Raw genomic sequence first — 16989 nt, forward strand, 5'->3', positions numbered from 1 at the left:
TTTCTATGAATAAATGTAGAAGATGTGGAAATTTTCTTTCTTCAAATGGCTATTGCCATCAATGTTTATCCTATGATCTATCAGCTCCTTCAAACATGGATTTCAAACAGTTTTGTAAGATATGTGACCGATATTTTACAGACTTAGATCAATATTCGGAACATATTCAAAGTCACCCAAAATGTAAGTACTGTAAAGAAGGATTTAGTTCCGAAAAGAAACTGCGGATTCACTTAAAAAATCATGAATGTTCTCTGTGTCATTCATATTTTCATCCAATTTCGGAACATATGATACAACATTCTTTTTGTAATTTATGTAAAAAGTGGTTTTTGGATGAAGAAGAATACAATGAACATCTTCTAGAACATCCACAATGTGAATATTGTAAAAATAGGTTCAATTTAGAAACAGATCTGCAATTACACAGGAAAACACATAAGTGTCCTGTTTGTCACTCATATTTCCATCCAATATCAGAGCATATGAAACAGCATTCATATTGTAATTTATGCGCAAAGTGGTTTTTTGGTGAGAAAGAGTATGATGAACACATTATAGAACACCCACAGTGCGAATATTGTAAGACACTATTTAGTACTCATATTCATTTAAGAAATCATATGGATAGTACTCACAAGTGTCGTTTCTGTCACAGGTATTTCAAAGATGTTCGGTTACACATAAGAGAAGAACATCCATACTGCCCAACGTGTAAGAAATATTTCTCTAATATGGATCAATACGTGGAAAAACATCCTAAATGTAAATATTGCAGTGAAAGATTCGAAGTTGACTATATAAAGCCTCACATTTTTAATTCGCATTACTGCCCACTATGCAATGACTTTTTCTGTCAATTAGATCAGCATTTGAAAAGCAACCACTTTTATTCAGATAAACTAAAGGCATGGTATCTTAACGAAGAAGTTTTTTCAGAATTTGAAAAAGATTATTTTGAGTTACTTAAATGTAATGTATGTGGAACACAACTGTACTCACTGAAAAATCTAAAAAAACATTGCCAAAAAAAACATAATGCTCCTTGTGGGTTTAAATGGAGTCCCTCAGTGTTAGGACACTTAATAAAAGGGCATGTTTACTTAAAAAGCCAACAGGGTATGTCAAGTCTTTTTGACACCGATATGAGAAATGTAAGAATATGCTTGTATATTAAAGCGTCTAAAAAGATTGAGTGATTATCTGCAAAAGAAAATAAAATAATAGAAATCTTTATTAGAATTTAATAAATGATTGGATGTGATTTATTTTCTTGAGTTGTTTCATTGATTATTTTTATACTGGACATCTAGGAAGTTCACGAAAGTCTGTCTTTAGTTTTAGGGATGAAGTGAACCTCCATCTTTTGTTTATTTTATAATTCTGTCGAACTCTTGGAAAACGTAATTATTCGCTTAATCATTTTTAGATAATAAGCGTAGTGATACTTGAAAATTATCGAAAACAACGAAAGACAAATGTTATAATTATGTTTGTGTGGGATTTTTAACAGATTCAAAGGTATATATTATTTAGTCCAGAATTAAAAAAAATTAAATTTTATGTCGTAAATTTCCAAGCCATCAATTATTTTTATGAAATGTTTGGCAAAATATAGAATGTGAAGAAGATAAAATAAAAACGTATATATAATCAAACCGAAGTCCTTTTTTTAAAGAGGTATTCTTAAAATGGATCTTGGGAAAAATGTGGTAAATGGAGTTAGTTTTCCATCTTTGACCGAAGAAAAAGTATTGCAGTTAATTGATTGGCTGGAAAAAGAAAAAACCTTAATGGAAAAGGAAAAACAAACTTTTGTTAGAGTGGATGTGATTGCACTTAATTATAAAAGAATTAAGGCAAAGAACTTTTATTACGTGGATTTGAGGGTTAGAAAAGAGAGCCTAAAGTATATTGAAAGGAAGTATAGTCCTTTTGTAATCAGAGAGAACAAAATATTCAAAGTAAACTATACTTTGGGGACGTGTGTAAGGTGCGAATCAATAACTGATTTTACGTTGATATTTGAGGAAGATCCTGAACTTGATTCTACAAAAGAATATACGATGGAAACCGTTCCACCTGTAGAGATTGTAAACAGGCAGATCAGGATTCTTAAAGAGATACTTTTAGGTCAGCACCCAGCTCTAAAATCAATATTATTTGGTACTCATCAGCCTGCTCAATACAAGGATGTTATTGAGACTATTAGTCCTAAGCTGAATTCTTTCCAGAAGGAAGCTGCAAAAAAGGCGCTTGGGGCTGAAGATTTCCACTTGATTCTGGGACCTCCCGGTACTGGTAAAACGACCATAATCAGTGAGCTTTGTGAAAGATTTACGGCCAATGGAGAAAGAGTACTGCTAGCATCATGGATGAATGTTGCAATTGACAATGCCTTAATGTCGGTGGTAAAGAGAGAAAAACTAGATGAAAACTTGATATGCAGGATAGGTGCAGGGGACTTCAAAGTAACTGAAGATATTTTGTCACTGACGCTTACTGGAACGCTTATAAGAAGCGAAATCCGGAGGAAAAAAATTGTAGGTTCCACCCTAGCGAGTGCTTATAAAGCGGTCACTGACTCAAATGATCTTTTTGATGTGGTTATCGTAGACGAAGCAGGAGCTGCGACAGTCTCACAGACACTCCTGGCTCTTGTTTTGGGAAAGAAATTTATTCTCATTGGTGATCACAGACAGCTTCCGCCTGTGGTTTCAGACGAAAATTGCTCGGACTGGGTTCGAGAAAGTCTGTTTGAAAAACTCTGGAGAATGTATCCCCAAAAATGTAATATGTTGCATGAGCAGTATCGTATGGCCCCTCAGATATCAGATATTGTGTCTGATATGATTTACAGTGACCTTGGAGGAATAAAGACTTCAGAATCAGTGCAAAATAGGTCTACTCCCTTTGAGAACGTAAAAGCAACAAAAAATCTGGATCCCTATGAAAGAAAGTTAATAAATAAGGCTCCTATATGCTGGGTTGATAGTTCAGGTTCAATGAAATGGATAAATTTCTCAAACAGCCACTCTGCAAAAAACGACTACGAAGTTGAGAACATTGACAAATTGCTTAAAGTTTTGGTAGAAGATAACAAAATAGATCCAAAAACAATTGGTGTGCTCTCACCTTTTAGGTATCAGATATCAACGATGGTCAAAGCGTTAGAAAGATTCATTGAAAAAGGAGTCTCAGTAAACACTATCCATTCTTTCCAAGGAAACGAGAAAGATATTATAATTATTTCTATAGTCGCGAAGCAATCAGATGATTCTAGAATCTTTGATGATGTTCGCCTCCTAAATGTAGCCCTTACACGTGCAAAATTTAAATTGATGATTGTATCAGATATTAAGATCATAAAAGGCAATGATAAAACATCTGAAATAATGAGTAAGCTTTTCAAATCAGCTAGAGAAAACGATGCGTACGTGGCAAAAGATAAATTGAATATTTCACAAAACGAAGAAATAAGAAAGGATACAATTAATGATTTAAAGATAGCAGATACTCAAAAGTTTTTAGTGAGGGAAAGAAATAGATTAAAATTTTATGGGAAGCATTGAGTAACGACTCCATAAAATATAAAATGGTTCCACCTGAATGTAATTAATAGTCTTTTAACTCGTGGTTACCCTTATTTATACTCCAAACATTGTAACCATAAATGCCGGACTCTTTGCCATTGTTTATCTCAACAGGATATCCTCTTAGTCAAGCTTTATGTTGAGCCTGGAGTAGGTTTATTCTTCATTTCCTATTTTTTGCCATAGGTCTTGTGAAAGTGCAGTGTTGAGTCTTCTATAGCATCTTTAATTTTCCGAACCCTGGCTTCAATTTGACAGGACAAAAATGTGATATTTGCTTCCAACATAATCAGAAATTATGAATGAGGGTCCGGAGTGCGAAATCAGAGGTACTTTCATGCCAAATAGAAAAAAGGAGAAAGGAAAAAATGCTCCTCCTGACCCGAGAAAATCCTTTCCTTAACCCTGGAAAACGTTTCTAATTCACTGCCATTAAGTGCCCCAGCCAGCCTGTCTGGCGATCCTTCATTCAATTCGTCTTCTTAAGAGAAGCAAAAAAAATTAAAAAAATGAGTTGCCCATAATTAGTCCTCTTGAGCGCAGCGAAAAGGACCGCGTACTCCCGAATCGCAATTCGGGCGAGTCGCAATTCGGGGTTCAGACCTGCTTTATATTCATGTTGAGGGCAACTTCTGCGATATCAGCGCTGTATTCCGAAACCCTCCGCAGGCTCTCGAGAACCATGCTGAGCTCGATATTGCCAGAGCCGTCTTCGCCTTTGGTTTCAAGAGAAACTCCAAACTGGGAAACTTTTTTGGCTTCAACAACGATTTTGTTTATAGCCTGGAGGTCTTCTTCCTGCATTGAATATATTGAGCTCTCAAAAACTTTCTGGGAGAGTTCAGCCATCTTGAAAATAGGGTCATCGGCACTGATTCCGGAGTCCATCTTAAGTACATTCCTAGCGATCCGGACAGCATGATCTCCTACACGCTCTATGCTCTTGGTAATAAGCCTGTACCCAAGACATTCCCGCGGGTGCCTGATTCCTATTTTTTCTGAAAGTTCGATATCCTCAATTGAAGCCTTTAGCTGACGGACTGAGAGAAGGTAGAAACGATCCACATCATCATCTCTCTGGATGACGTCCTCTGCGATCTCCACATTATGGTCCCGAAGGGCGGTCATGGAGTCCTCAAGCATGGAAAGAACAAGCCCATACATGTTTTTGATTACACGGCTTAGAGGAAGGTCGTTGTAGTTCAGGAGGCACTGGAAGACAAGCTCGTTTCTAGATTCTTCCACAAGTTCCAGACCTATAAGTTTCTGGCGCACAGAGTCCTTTATAAACTTGCGGTCATAGGCGCTGAAACCCTTTTTAGTGGTCAACCTGATTACGTCATAACCTACCAGATAATGTGAAATAAGGATTCTCAGGTTGTTTTCCGCACTATCGGAGTGAAGGTAATCTATAGTTGCCTTAAGGGCAGAATGTTCTTTTGAAACCACACTGGAAGAAACCAGCAGGGTTTTGTTAGGCATGGGTGTAAGAGTAAGTGTGTCTCCGGCCTCAATCCCTATATCTCGGACCCATTTAATGGGAAGGGACACTATATAGGTAGAATTTCCGGTAAACTGGACTTTTCGTTTATCCTTGGTAATAAATAAGCCCCCTGAGGAGTTACTAATGAATCGTACAGAATCTATATAGACAAGGGGGATATATAAATGTATCCAGAAAACCGAAGCTCAAAATAAGAAATAAACCATGATTTTGTCGTCTAAGTATAGTATATAGGATTAAGTATGAATCATAGAAAAACATAGAATTGCTTAAGGTATTACCTACAATTTGTGTAGAAAACAGGGTTTGTAAAAAAATACGTCTTTCCATAAACTCCCTTTACTGGGAACTGAAAACGTCTTTTCTCAAGAAAGAAGGGCTGTTCAGAGATTCTTACTGAAAATAAAGTTGTTGTAAAGAAAAATCAGGCAGTCCATCTTTACATTGTTGATGTTTTAAAATAATATCCCGGTTGATCAAAGACTGAAGAGAATTACAAGAGAAGTAGAGAAAAAAAATCGAAAATAAAAAGAAATGAAATTTAAGCTAATATAAGTATAGATGAAAAATAAAAAAAATAAAAGAATAAAAAGATAAATAAGCCAGTACTTCCATTTTATTTGAAAAGAACTCAGTTTTTTAAATACAGGCAACTCCTGAGTCCCAAAACAGAAAATTCTCAGGGCACTCAGCCATGGAAGTGGAAACCCGCCTTAAAGCACTTTTGCAGGTATATCCCGTACCCTTAACATTATAGTAGCTCAAAACCAGTGGTTTACGTAGAGTTTGTTCCCTTAACCCTGAACAGGTCAACATTTCAAGTCTATAGTTCATGGAAATGGGTAATCCATAAAATTAAAATGAAGGAATTGGATCGATGAAACAATTCGATATAAATCTGGAATCGCTTATAAATAGCAGCCCTATAGTTATTTTTTTGTGCAAATCAACAGGGAACTGGCCTGTGGAACTTATCACGGAAAACGTCTGGCAGTTCGGCTACGCAGTTGAAAACTTCATCTCCGGAAATATCCGGTATCTTGACATTGTCCATCCTGAGGATATTGAAAGGGTAAAATCTGAGATTGCCGGATGCTCGGAAAAGGGATGCACTGAGCTGACACAGGAATACAGAATAGTGACAGCTTCGGGAGAAACGCGCTGGGCTGAGGTCAAGGTCCTGATCAGGAGAGACGAAGACGGAAAAGTTAGCCATTACCAGGGCACTCTCTGCGATGCTACCCAGCGCAAAAAGGCCGAAGAGTCGATGCAAAAGGCGCTGAAAAAGAAGAATGAATTAAAAAACATCATCAAGAGCAGCCCCGTGTTTGTATTTCTGTGTAAGCCAGAAGAGGGCTGGCCCGTTGAATTTGTCTCTGAAAATATCACAAAGCTGGAATACACCACTGAAGATTTCACCTCTGGAAAAATAAAGTTTGAAGACCTGATACACCCTGAAGACCGTGAAAGAATCCGCGCCGAAGTGGCAAAGTTTTCCAGAGAAGGATATAAGGACTGCACCTAGGAGCATCGGGTCCTGACAAAATCAGGAAAAGTACGATACATAGATGACAGGACCCTCATCAAAAGGAACGAAAAAGGAGAAATTACCCATTACCAGGGAATCGTTCTGGACATCACCGAGCGCAAGCTTGCTGAAGAGATAGTGAAAGGACAGAACCTGGTGCTCGGGCAACTGGCTTCAGGAGCTCCACTCGAAGAAGTGCTTCTCCTTCTTATTCAAAATATGGAAAAGATCAGACCAGGCTCTATATGCTCGGTAATGCTGCTTGACCGGGAGAAAAAGCATCTCTTTTACTGCGTTGCTCCGGGACTTCCTGAGTTTTACAGGCAGAGGACTGACGGAATCGAGATTGGTTTTGGAGCGGCTTCCTTCGGAACCGCAGCCTTCTTGAGAAAAAGGGTAACCGTAGATAATGTAATGGAACACCCCTACTGGACTGAATACAAGGAGCTTGCAGCTGAGGCTGGATTGAAAGCCTGCTGGTCAGAGCCTTTAGTTTCATCCTCCGGAGAAGTCCTTGGTGTTATTTCCATGTACTACAGCGAAGTGCATAGGCCAGAAAAAGAAGACCTGGACTTTATGAAAACAAACGCCCAGCTGGCAGCCATTGCAGTTGAGCATAAGCTGGCAGAAGAGACCCTGAAAGAATCCGAACACAAATTCAGGACCGTCTTCAACAACATCAATGACCAGCTGTACATCCGCGAGCCCGAAGGAAAAAATTACATGGACGTAAACCAGGCAGTGGTAAAACGGCTCGGATACGAGAAGGAAGAGATCCTGAAAATGGAAGCCGAAGAGATCATTCCTGCCGAGTACTGGGACTCGGTCCGTGAAAATCTAAAAAAGATCCGGAGCGAGGGGTCCAGGGTATATAATTCAGGAGCTGTCTGCAAGGACGGCACAGTTGTCCCCCTTGAAGTCAGCGCCAGAATTATTGATTACGACGGAAAGAAAACGATCCTCTCGGTTGCCAGGGACATTACCGAGCGCAAAAAAGCCGAAGCTGCACAGAAACTTAACGAATCCCGGCTTGAAGCCCTTGTAAAACTTAACCGGATGACAGGAGCTTCCTTAAAAGAAATAACAGACTTTGCCCGCGAAGAGGCAGTCAGGCTTACAGGCAGCAAACTCGGGTACCTCGCTTTTATGGACGCCTATGAGACCTCTCTGATCATGCATTCCTGGTCAAAGAGCGCAATGGAAGAATGTGCAATCGAAGACAAACGCTTTATCTACCCGGTAAAAACAACAGGTATCTGGGGAGAGGCAATCCGGCAGCGCAAGCCCATTATAACCAATGATTATACAGCTCCGAGTTCCCTGAAAAAGGGATATCCGAAAGACCATGTGCATCTTACCCGCCATATGAACGTACCGGTTTTTGACGGGGACAGGATAGTTGCAGTTGCAGGAGTTGGAAATAAGGATGAGTCATATGATGAATCTGACTTACGCCAGCTAACCCTTCTCATGCAGGGCATGTGGCAGCTTATCCAGAGAAAACAGCTTGAGGATGCCCTTAAATCCTATTCAGAAGACCTGTCAAAAGCCAATGATGAACTCAGGTCCCTTAACAGGATAAAAGCGGAATTTATGGCTGAAAGCCTTCCCCAGATAAAGGTAGATTACAGCGACCTTATGGATTTCGAGACAATGGAGACTATCGAAGACCAGCAGCAGAAAGCTATAGACGCCGTAATCAACAGTTCGGAGCGGTTGAAACAGATGGTGGATTCCCTGCTCTACCTGAGCCTTGAACAGGCAGGAAAGATCGAGTACTCTTTTGCCGAAGTAGAGATGAAGAAGATACTCTCGGATGTTTACCTTAACCTGGTACTCCTGATAGATGAAAAAGAACTGAAGGTCGAAAAGGAACTGCCTGCAAACCTGCCGCCTATTCGTGGCGACAAGCAAAAATTGACAGACCTCTTCACAACTCTCATGGGCAATGCCATCAAGTTCACACCTCACGGTGGGACGCTGGAAGTAACAGCCATAGAGGAGGAAGAGAACATCCACATAACCGTAAAAGACAGCGGAACAGGCATCCATAAAAGACTGATCCCCCACCTTTTCCACAGAATCTACCAGGTTGACGATTCCATGACCCGCAGGTACCAGGGACTTGAATCGGGGTTCTATATCTGTAAAAACATTGTCAACGCCCATGAAGGGGAAATCTGGGTAGAAAGCGAGGAAGGTTCGGGAACCACGGTGCATGTAAGGCTTCCAAAAAAGAACTTTGAAACCGGAAATGTGAATTAAATATACTCGAAGTTGAAAAATGTTCAAATAAAGTGGCTGGAGATTTACGATGAAACTGGAACTACTGGGCACTCTTTTCCTTTCGGACAAAAGGAAAGACCTTCTTTTGCTGCTGATGGAGGAACCCCGAAACATTGAAGATATAAAAAACATACTCAATGTGACTTCAAGTGCGATCATGACCCAGATCAAGATCCTCATCAGCCAGGGGCTTATCATTCATGAGGACGATCTTTACAAACTTTCTGATATCGGGAAGGTGGTGGTTAAGAAAATGAGGCCTCTTCTGAACACCCTTGGCGTGTTTTCAGAGCATATGGATTACTGGGAGAACCACAATATAAGCGCAATCCCTGTCCCCCTTCTGGACCGAATAGATGACCTAGGGCACTGCGAATTCATCGAACCCGACCTTGACAGGATGTATGAAATCCCCCAGAAAATCGAAGAAAAACTGACCAGGTCAACCCATGTTATGGAAGTTTCCTCTTATTTTAATCCTGCTTACCAGTCAACCTATGTGGAACTGGTGAAAAAAGGAACTGACGTATCTCTGATAATCACAAAGCCGGTATTCGAAAGGCTGAGAAGGGAATACAGCACATCCCTCAGGGAATATCTGGACAGAGACAATGCAAAAATCTTCGTCTGCGACTGCCCTGTAAAAGTAGCCTCAAGTGTGGTAACAGACCATTTTCTGGCTCTTTCCCTCTTCTATAGAAACGGGATATACCACAACCATGCAATGATGAGTATGGAAAAAACAGCCCTGAAATGGGGAGAAGACCTCTTTTTGCATTACATGAAAAATTCAAAGGAGATAAAAGAAATCGAATTTGAGAAAGCCTGAAAGCTTCATCAGGAAATTAAACTCTACAGCACATGAAGAGATACAGTTATCAAGAACGTGATGCATATGGATCGAAACCGATGACCTCCAGCCTCTTATTTTTCGATCCACTTAACCATCTGCACCCACTTAAACATCTGCAAATTCTACTTAATCAACTCACTAAATATACTCAATCCATTAACAAATCCTGGCTTTCCTCCAAGATGATCTTTCTGCCGAGAAAAAGATCCATTCAGGGTTTACCTGAAAAAGGAAAAAATATAGATTTCGTCTGGCAGCTCATATTTTGAGGGGGTTCATTGTTTCCCCGTCACATTGTTTTTCCATTATATCCTGACCGCTAAGATCCCCTTTCCCAGATGATCTTCCATTATGTAATCAAAGGCTTTGATCAGATGAAAGCCCCTGATCAAATGAGAGTGCCACACGAGATCATGAAGGTTAACAATATCAGGAAATAGTACTGGATCAGAGGGATTTATAATATCAGGAGAATTAGCAGAATTAAGCATCAAGAGAGATGTTAACTGCGTTAATCAAATCTCTGCGTTTATGTTATATGTTTTGCAGTAAATGTATCATTGGAAGTTAACAGTCATACAGAGGCTTACTGAGCAATGAGCCTTAATTGAGCTACTTACTGTTAACCAGGGAATAAATGTAAAAATGGAGGAAGTTTTTTTATGGCAGCAGATATCTTAAACCAATTAGCGGAAGCTGTCGTCGACGGAGACGACGACCTTGCAGAAGAACTTGCACAGAAATCACTGGATGACGGCGTTGATCCCTACAACGCGATCGTCAATGGGCTGGCAAGAGGAATGGCAATTGTCAGCGACCAGTATGAAAAGGGAGAAGCCTTCGTACCCAACCTGCTCCTTGCCTCTGGCGCAATGTATGCAGGTATGGACATCCTTACCCCCTACATGAAGGCAGCAGAATCAGGCCTACAGGCAGTGGGTGTTATAGGAACCATTGAGGGAGACGTGCACGACATCGGAAAGAACCTTGTGAAGACGATGCTCAGTGCCGGTGGGTTCAAAATGATCGACCTGGGAGCAGATGTCCCGATCGAGAAGTTTATCGAAACCGCAAAAGAGAACAAAGTCGACCTGATCTCAATGAGTGCCCTGATGACCACAACCATGACCAATATGGAAAAGGTCATTGAAATCCTCCAGGAAGAAGGCATACGCGACTCCATGGTTGTAATGGTAGGAGGTGCCCCTGTTTCCGAAGAGTATGCCACGGGAATCGGGGCTGACTCAACCCACCCTGATGCAATGCACGCAAGCGCCTGGGCATCCGAAGCCGTAAAAGAACTTGAGCCCAAAGACGCAAGGTGGAGCGAAGTGAAGGTCAACCTTGGAAAGATCAAATACAGGGAAATCCTCGCAAAGAAGGTAGTCTCCGAAAAGGTCGACATCGGGCTTGAAACTGCAAACAAGATCAAGGAAGAATTCGAAAGCATCGGTGTAAAGAGCAAGGAGGAAATGACCCACATCGACAGGACCGTATCCGCCATGTCCGACAAGAAGGTCGACCGCCTGCCTGTCTACCCGCTTGCCTGTGGTGTGCTCAGGAAGTTTGCCGGAGTCAACTACAGGGACTATGCCACAAACGCAGAAGCTTTCACCCAGAGCGCATTCCTTGGTTCAAAGTACCTGGACCTGGACATGTTCGTGGGCCTTGCCGACCTTTCAGCTACATCCGCTGACTTCGGATGTAAGATCAAATACCCCGAAGACGACACTCCGTCCTCCGAAGGGCACATTAAAGACTATGAGAAGATTGAGGTCCCCGAACTTAAGGAAGGCACCCGCGGCTACGAACTGGTCATGGCCTCAAAGATGGCAAAAGAAAAACTCAACAAGGAACTCAACACCCCCTTCGTCGGTTTCCATGAGGGCCCACTCCTTACCCTTACCCAGCTGATGGGTGCAGACCGCGTCCTTATGGACATGAAGACCCAGCCTGATGTTGTCCTTGAAGCAGTCCAGAAATGTACCGACTACATCTGCCAGCTCTCAGAGCTCTTCTTCAGTGAAGGAGCCTGTGACTCTCTCTGTATCGACAACCTCTGGTCAAACAACGTCATCATGAGCGAACAGGACTACTGGAAGTTCGACGGCAAGTTCGTCTTCGACCAGCACATCCCGATTTTCAAGCAGTACAACCAGCCATACGTAATCCACAACTGTGCTGATGCCGTGCACTTCGAGACCCAGATAAAGAAGTTCGGAACCTCCCTGTACAGCTACGCCTACTACGAGAAATCAAAGGAAAAGGGATCCCAGAACTATGCAGACCTCATCCCCAAGTATGGAGACATCTGCTGTATGATGGGAGAAGTAAACCCTGTTGAGTTCATGGACGGCTCTGCAGCCGGCGTGCAGAAAGTCAAGGACGACACCAGGAACCTGCTCCAAAACGTAATGCCTGTACTCAAGGAGAACGGGTACCAGTCCAAGTATATTCTATCCACTGGCTGTGAAATCCCACCAGGAGGACCACTGTCCACTGTCCAGGCAATGGTGAACACCGTAAAGGAACTTGGTCCGGAACTTCAGAAACAGATAATGGGGTAAACTCTCCGTAATGGGGTGATATCACCTCCCCCATTTCGATAAAAATCTGGACAGAATGTTTAATAATAGAATTCAGAGCCTAAAATAAGAGAAATCTCCATAAAACCTGTAAAATCCAGAAAAAACAGAAAAACATCCACAAGCAAGTAAAAACCATATTCTAGCCTCCAGAAGGGCGGAGTTAAGACGATTGGGTCTTCTCCATCCTTTTCCATTATAAAAGCCGCAAAGTAAAAACTGTAAGATCTTTTTTGAAAAAGGTTTTTGCCTTTGAAATTATTTCTGGCTCTCAGGGTTGTGAGAAAGCAGAGGTAAGGTTGGCTAGAAATGTTAGAGACAGGGACTGAAGTAGATGAGAGAAGACCAGCCATAGAAGTTGCAGAGGAGGAATGTAATGTATCTGGGACTGGGCATTGATACTGGTGGAACATATACCGATGCCGCTATTATGGATATGTCAAACGGAACCGTTATCGAGTCGAATAAAGCGCTTACAACTTATCCTGACCTTATAAGGGGAATAAAGAATTCAATTGAAGGGCTGAACCCGGATGACCTGAAAAGGATAAAATTCGTTTCTGTTTCTACAACTCTTGCTACCAATACCACTCTTGAGGGTAAAGGCTACCCTGCAGGGCTGATCCTTATAGGGCACACTATCCCGAAAAAACTTGCCAGCAATTATGTAATATCAATAGGAGGAGGCCACGATTCCGATGGAAACGAAATTGCTCCTCTTGAAGACCTGGAAACCGTAAAAGAATTTGTAAGGCAGATAAAGAACAAAGTAGCTGCTTTTGCAGTTTCCGGTTATTTTGGAGTCAGGAACCCGGAACATGAACTCAGGGTCAAGGAATTAATTCAGGAAATAACTGAAATGCCTGTTGTTTGCGGGCACGAGCTTTCCATGAGCCTTGGGGCTTACGAAAGGGCTGTGACAGCTCTCCTGAACGCCGAACTGATCCCGGTAAGCAAGCAGTTTATCAAATCCGTCCAGGCTGTAATGGAAGAAAAGGAGATAAAGGCAACCCTGATGATGATGAAATGCGACGGGTCCCTGGTCCGCATCGAAGAAGCCCTGCAAAAGCCTGTCGAATCAATCTTTTCCGGACCCGCTGCAAGCCTTGTAGGGGCCGCCCACCTGACAGGCCTGGACACCTGCGTGACAGTGGATGTGGGAGGCACCAGTACCGATATTGCCATGATTTCCGGAGGCATCCCCGAGATCAGCGATACGGGAGCAAAAGTCGGGGGCTGGAAAACAATGGTAAAAGCGATCAGGATGGATACCTCAGCCCTTGGAGGAGACAGCCTGGTCTGGATTAAGAGAAAAACCTACCTGGGGCCCACAAGGGTGATCCCTCTCTGCCTGGCCGCTTCAGAGTTTCCGGAGATTCTGGAGAAACTCGAAAAAACCGACACTCCAAAAGAAAGCATTATGGATGAGATTATACAGCCAACCTCATTTTTCATAAGGAACGGGGTGAATTCCCCTGAGCTTCTTAGCGGGGAGCTTGAAGAAGATGAGATTGCAATAATCGAACACCTGGGAACAGAGCCTCTTTCGGTATTCGAGATCTCAGAAAAGATTGGAAAACATCCGCTTATGTTCGCAGGAACTTTGAAGAACCTGATCCGAAAAAGGCACGTAAGCCAGATAGGGTTTACCCCAACCGATGCCCTGCATGTGCTCGGGGAATATTTAAGATGGGACGGGAGAGCTTCCTTCATAGGCGCTAAAGTCCTGGGAAAGAATCTCAAAAAAGGAGCGGAAGAGTTTTCAGCCCAGGTTAAAGCTGAAGTCGTAAGAAAACTCACCCTTGAACTGGTCTCCTTCTTTGCAGACGATCTGAAGAAAGAAGACGTTGAAAAGATGATAGGAAAGGAGGCTTTCCTGAAATTCCATATAAAGGTCCCGGTGGTACTTGTAGGAGCTCCGGTGAGAGCCTACCTTAAAGAGCTGAATGAAGCAGTGGATGCGGAGATCCGGATTCCTGCATTCCATGAGGTAGGAAATGCCGTTGGCGCTCTTGTAGGAAAAGTAATCCACAGGACAGAGGTCCTTATCCGCCCGACTGCCGCAGGAAATGCAGCATATTCGGTTTTCTCTGAGCTTGGAAAAGAAGTTTTTGAGGACTACGGAGAAGCCCTGGATTACGGGCTTAAGCTCAGCCACAGGCTGGTCTCGGAATATATGGACAGTTACGGCCTCGATATGGGCAACGTGGAATTCGACCTGAAAAAGAATGATGTGGGAAGCATTGGAAAATCCCCACTGGAAACCCGCCTGGTTGGACTCGGTGTAGGAACAACCGCAAAACTGGCATAAGAACGTATTTTGGAAGAGCGAGTTTTGGCGCTGGAATGCAGAAGATAGGAGTAGTGTCCCGGGAAATAAACGGCAGGGATTGCAGCAAACTGGGAAAGGACATGGCAAGTGAGCTAAAAACCCCAACAAGCCCTAAATAGAAAGCTAGGCAGGAAAAAAGAACATGTAATACTTTTCCTGGAGGGTACAGGTTTGCCATTTTAAGGTGCCTCCGGGAAAGAAAAGTATATATCCAGAAAACCCCTCAGGGAAGACGGCTCAGTGATCTTCCTTTGTAATCTTCTTTTAAATCTTCCTTTATTATCGAAGGCAAAACTCCTGAGATAGGATAAGAAGAATAGATCCCTGAGAAATAGAAGTGATCTGAAAAACATACCCCTGGAAAAAACAGGCCCCTATAAAATCAAAATCCCCCTGTAAAACCGAAGACCTTCGTGTGAAACCTCAAATTATGTTATATGGAGTTAGTCCCAAAGTTGAGGAAAAATACCGTTGCCCTGATGATTGCTATTGTTGTTGCAGTTGAAATCTGCCACATCCGGAGATTAAAATATAATTCGACTGGTTCAGGAACTGCCCGGTCAATGGCGATTCTTAATCGCTGCGGTATAAAAAGGACTATAATGCTGAGAGGAATTACTTTTTATAGTGTCCCGGGGTACGAGGCTAGAAGTTGATATTATGACAGGACTTATAGATTTAATTTTTTTTTCTGAAAAAAGGAAGGAAATTCTGATCCTATTGGCAAATGGACCAAAAAGCGCCGATGAAATCAAAGACGGACTTCATGGAGACGTATTTTCTATAATGCCACAGCTAAAAAAGTTGAAAGACATGGATGTCATTATCCAGAAAAGGGACACCTACGAACTCTCAGACATAGGAAAAATAATTGTTGAAAAAATGCTGCCCTTAACTGGTCTCCTTCAGGTTTTTGAAGGAAACAACAATTACTGGTCAAAGCACGACAGAAGGCCAATCCCTGAGCATCTGATGAAGAAAATACATATGCTTGGAAAATGCAAACTGGATGAGCCTGACCTGGATCACCTCTTTGAATTCCCAAAAGACCTGAAAAAAATGTTAGGCAGGTCCGAGAAGTTAAGGAGCTTTTACTCATTCTTTTGCCCCGAATGCCCTTCAATTCAGGCAACCTGTGCAAAAAACGGAGCAAAAGTGGACCTGATTCTGGATGAAAAGGTATACGTAAGACTGAAAAATGATTTTAAGGACACATACAACTTGCTGCTTGAAAACAATGTTTCACTCTATATTTACAGGGGAAAAATAAAGCCTTCTTCCTTCATAATTTCAAATGAATTTATGATGCTGAAACTCTTCGGAAAGGAAGGAGAGTTTGATCACAGAAATATAATGAGTTTCAACAGCAGTGCCATTGAATGGGGAAACGAACTTGCTGATTACTACATAGGACTTTCGGAAAAAGTAAATTAAACAAAAAAGGCGGTGCATTCAGCTGCAACCCCCCGGAGCTGATTATTTGTGCCTCCGCCAACCATCCCAAATAGATAGTTTTCACTTGCTTTTATGTGACTTTTTCCTCTTTTTTCCTGAAAATCATCAGAAACTTCAATGCAATCGGAAGTTTTCCATCCTCCACTGTAATTAATATCATGGAATTAATTTCACAGAATTAATATCATGGAATTAATTTCACAGAATTAATATCATGGAATTAATTTCACAGAATTAATATCACAGAATTAATATCACTGCTCAGTAAAGATTGAGTCATGCACAAAAACAATACCCTCAAATATTTCGAGGTAGAGTTATTTTTGAAGGCATCTGTTTTTTTGAACCTGGCAATTCAGCGAGAAAAACGTTTTTCACCCCTCCACCAAAAGCTCTCATTTACTAATTTTCTTTTTCTCCAAAATGTCCTGATTGAACAATTTCCCTGCTCTCCCTGAAAGCCCTCCTTTACAAATTTTCCGGCCCTTCCTGAAAGGGCTCCTTTGCCAGAGAATAAGGCATCCTGAAAAGGGAGCAGCTGAAAACTTAAACATACCCGCAAAACAGGAAAGGCAAAAAAATAAGAGCACGACAAAATATTTGCAGATTAGACAAAAACAGCATCGGCTATGCTATATAATATTGAATAATACTATCAGAATGTAAACAACCATAGCAGAAAGATGACCATCCGGAGATGGAAGAGCAGCTATTTTCAGGCATACTGACGAAAGATCGTTAGGTTGGAGAAATAGCTACTGGATAGGCATCAGGTACTGGATAGGTATCAGTAGCTCTATGGAAAAATTAAGGACAGGAATCCTTTGGATATCCTGCCCGAAGCAGTAAAAAC

At 41.8% G+C, this 16989-nt stretch carries 11 protein-coding genes; 9 read left to right on the forward strand and 2 right to left on the reverse strand.

Features of this window, described 5'->3' with window-relative positions:
• The first annotated feature begins 95 nt into the window (after positions 1–95).
• Together EO93_RS18605 and EO93_RS03420 are read left to right on the forward strand one after the other, a co-directional pair.
• Positions 96–1199: a hypothetical protein gene (locus EO93_RS18605; protein WP_394297239.1), complete on the forward strand. Its 1104-nt coding sequence runs from the start codon at positions 96–98 to the stop codon at positions 1197–1199.
• Between the two features lie 492 nt (positions 1200–1691).
• Positions 1692–3572 (forward strand): ATP-binding protein, encoded by a 1881-nt coding sequence (locus EO93_RS03420; RefSeq protein WP_048161129.1) that lies wholly within the window; start codon positions 1692–1694, stop codon positions 3570–3572.
• Between the two features lie 618 nt (positions 3573–4190).
• On the opposite strand, the gene EO93_RS03425 is transcribed toward EO93_RS03420, so the two are convergent.
• On the reverse strand, positions 4191–5195 hold the full coding sequence (locus EO93_RS03425) for a phosphate uptake regulator PhoU (RefSeq protein ID WP_082098425.1): 1005 nt from the start codon (positions 5193–5195) through the stop codon (positions 4191–4193).
• Positions 5196–5974: 779 nt separating this feature from the next.
• Between EO93_RS03425 and EO93_RS16730 the strand changes: the two genes are divergently transcribed.
• The 4 genes from EO93_RS16730 to EO93_RS03450 all read left to right on the forward strand — a co-directional run bounded on the left by EO93_RS16730 (position 5975) and on the right by EO93_RS03450 (position 12331).
• Positions 5975–6622, forward strand: a complete 648-nt coding sequence (locus EO93_RS16730) for a PAS domain-containing protein (RefSeq protein WP_082098678.1) — start codon at positions 5975–5977, stop codon at positions 6620–6622.
• A gap of 141 nt (positions 6623–6763) precedes the next feature.
• Positions 6764–8890 carry a GAF domain-containing protein gene (locus EO93_RS03430; RefSeq protein WP_235284091.1) on the forward strand — a complete coding sequence of 709 codons (2127 nt, stop codon included), beginning with the start codon at positions 6764–6766 and terminating at the stop codon, positions 8888–8890.
• 49 nt (positions 8891–8939) lie between these two features.
• Positions 8940–9740, forward strand: coding sequence for a winged helix-turn-helix domain-containing protein (locus EO93_RS03435; protein WP_048131810.1), 801 nt, complete (start codon positions 8940–8942; stop codon positions 9738–9740).
• Between the two features lie 686 nt (positions 9741–10426).
• Positions 10427–12331 (forward strand): uroporphyrinogen decarboxylase family protein, encoded by a 1905-nt coding sequence (locus EO93_RS03450; protein ID WP_048161132.1) that lies wholly within the window; start codon positions 10427–10429, stop codon positions 12329–12331.
• 59 nt (positions 12332–12390) lie between these two features.
• Here the strand turns inward: EO93_RS03450 and EO93_RS17215 are convergent, their stop codons facing one another.
• The gene (locus tag EO93_RS17215; RefSeq protein WP_156161221.1) at positions 12391–12546 is read right to left on the reverse strand and encodes a hypothetical protein; all 156 of its coding nucleotides are present in this window, start codon (positions 12544–12546) and stop codon (positions 12391–12393) included.
• Between the two features lie 179 nt (positions 12547–12725).
• Here EO93_RS17215 and EO93_RS03460 point away from each other — a divergent pair, with 179 nt between their 5' ends.
• The 3 genes from EO93_RS03460 (at position 12726) to EO93_RS03470 (ending at position 16115) form a co-directional block, all read left to right on the forward strand.
• Complete coding sequence (locus EO93_RS03460) at positions 12726–14660, forward strand: hydantoinase/oxoprolinase family protein (RefSeq protein WP_048161134.1); 1935 nt, start codon at positions 12726–12728, stop codon at positions 14658–14660.
• 458 nt (positions 14661–15118) lie between these two features.
• Positions 15119–15337: a hypothetical protein gene (locus EO93_RS03465; protein WP_156161222.1), complete on the forward strand. Its 219-nt coding sequence runs from the start codon at positions 15119–15121 to the stop codon at positions 15335–15337.
• Positions 15338–15401: 64 nt separating this feature from the next.
• Positions 15402–16115, forward strand: a complete 714-nt coding sequence (locus EO93_RS03470; RefSeq protein ID WP_235284092.1) for a winged helix-turn-helix domain-containing protein — start codon at positions 15402–15404, stop codon at positions 16113–16115.
• Positions 16116–16989: the final 874 nt, after the last annotated feature.

Origin of the sequence: Methanosarcina sp. 1.H.A.2.2 (assembly GCF_000979975.1) — an archaeon.
In the GTDB taxonomy this organism is placed as follows: domain Archaea; phylum Halobacteriota; class Methanosarcinia; order Methanosarcinales; family Methanosarcinaceae; genus Methanosarcina.

Coding starts and splice junctions, on each gene's coding strand:
- EO93_RS18605 (WP_394297239.1), top strand. CDS start 96: ATGGATTTCAAACAGTTTTGTAAGATATGTGACCGATATTTTACAGAC.
- EO93_RS03420 (WP_048161129.1), top strand. CDS start 1,692: ATGGATCTTGGGAAAAATGTGGTAAATGGAGTTAGTTTTCCATCTTTG.
- EO93_RS16730 (WP_082098678.1), top strand. CDS start 5,975: ATGAAACAATTCGATATAAATCTGGAATCGCTTATAAATAGCAGCCCT.
- EO93_RS03435 (WP_048131810.1), top strand. CDS start 8,940: ATGAAACTGGAACTACTGGGCACTCTTTTCCTTTCGGACAAAAGGAAA.
- EO93_RS03450 (WP_048161132.1), top strand. CDS start 10,427: ATGGCAGCAGATATCTTAAACCAATTAGCGGAAGCTGTCGTCGACGGA.
- EO93_RS17215 (WP_156161221.1), bottom strand. CDS start 12,546: ATGGAAAAGGATGGAGAAGACCCAATCGTCTTAACTCCGCCCTTCTGG.
- EO93_RS03460 (WP_048161134.1), top strand. CDS start 12,726: ATGTATCTGGGACTGGGCATTGATACTGGTGGAACATATACCGATGCC.
- EO93_RS03465 (WP_156161222.1), top strand. CDS start 15,119: ATGGAGTTAGTCCCAAAGTTGAGGAAAAATACCGTTGCCCTGATGATT.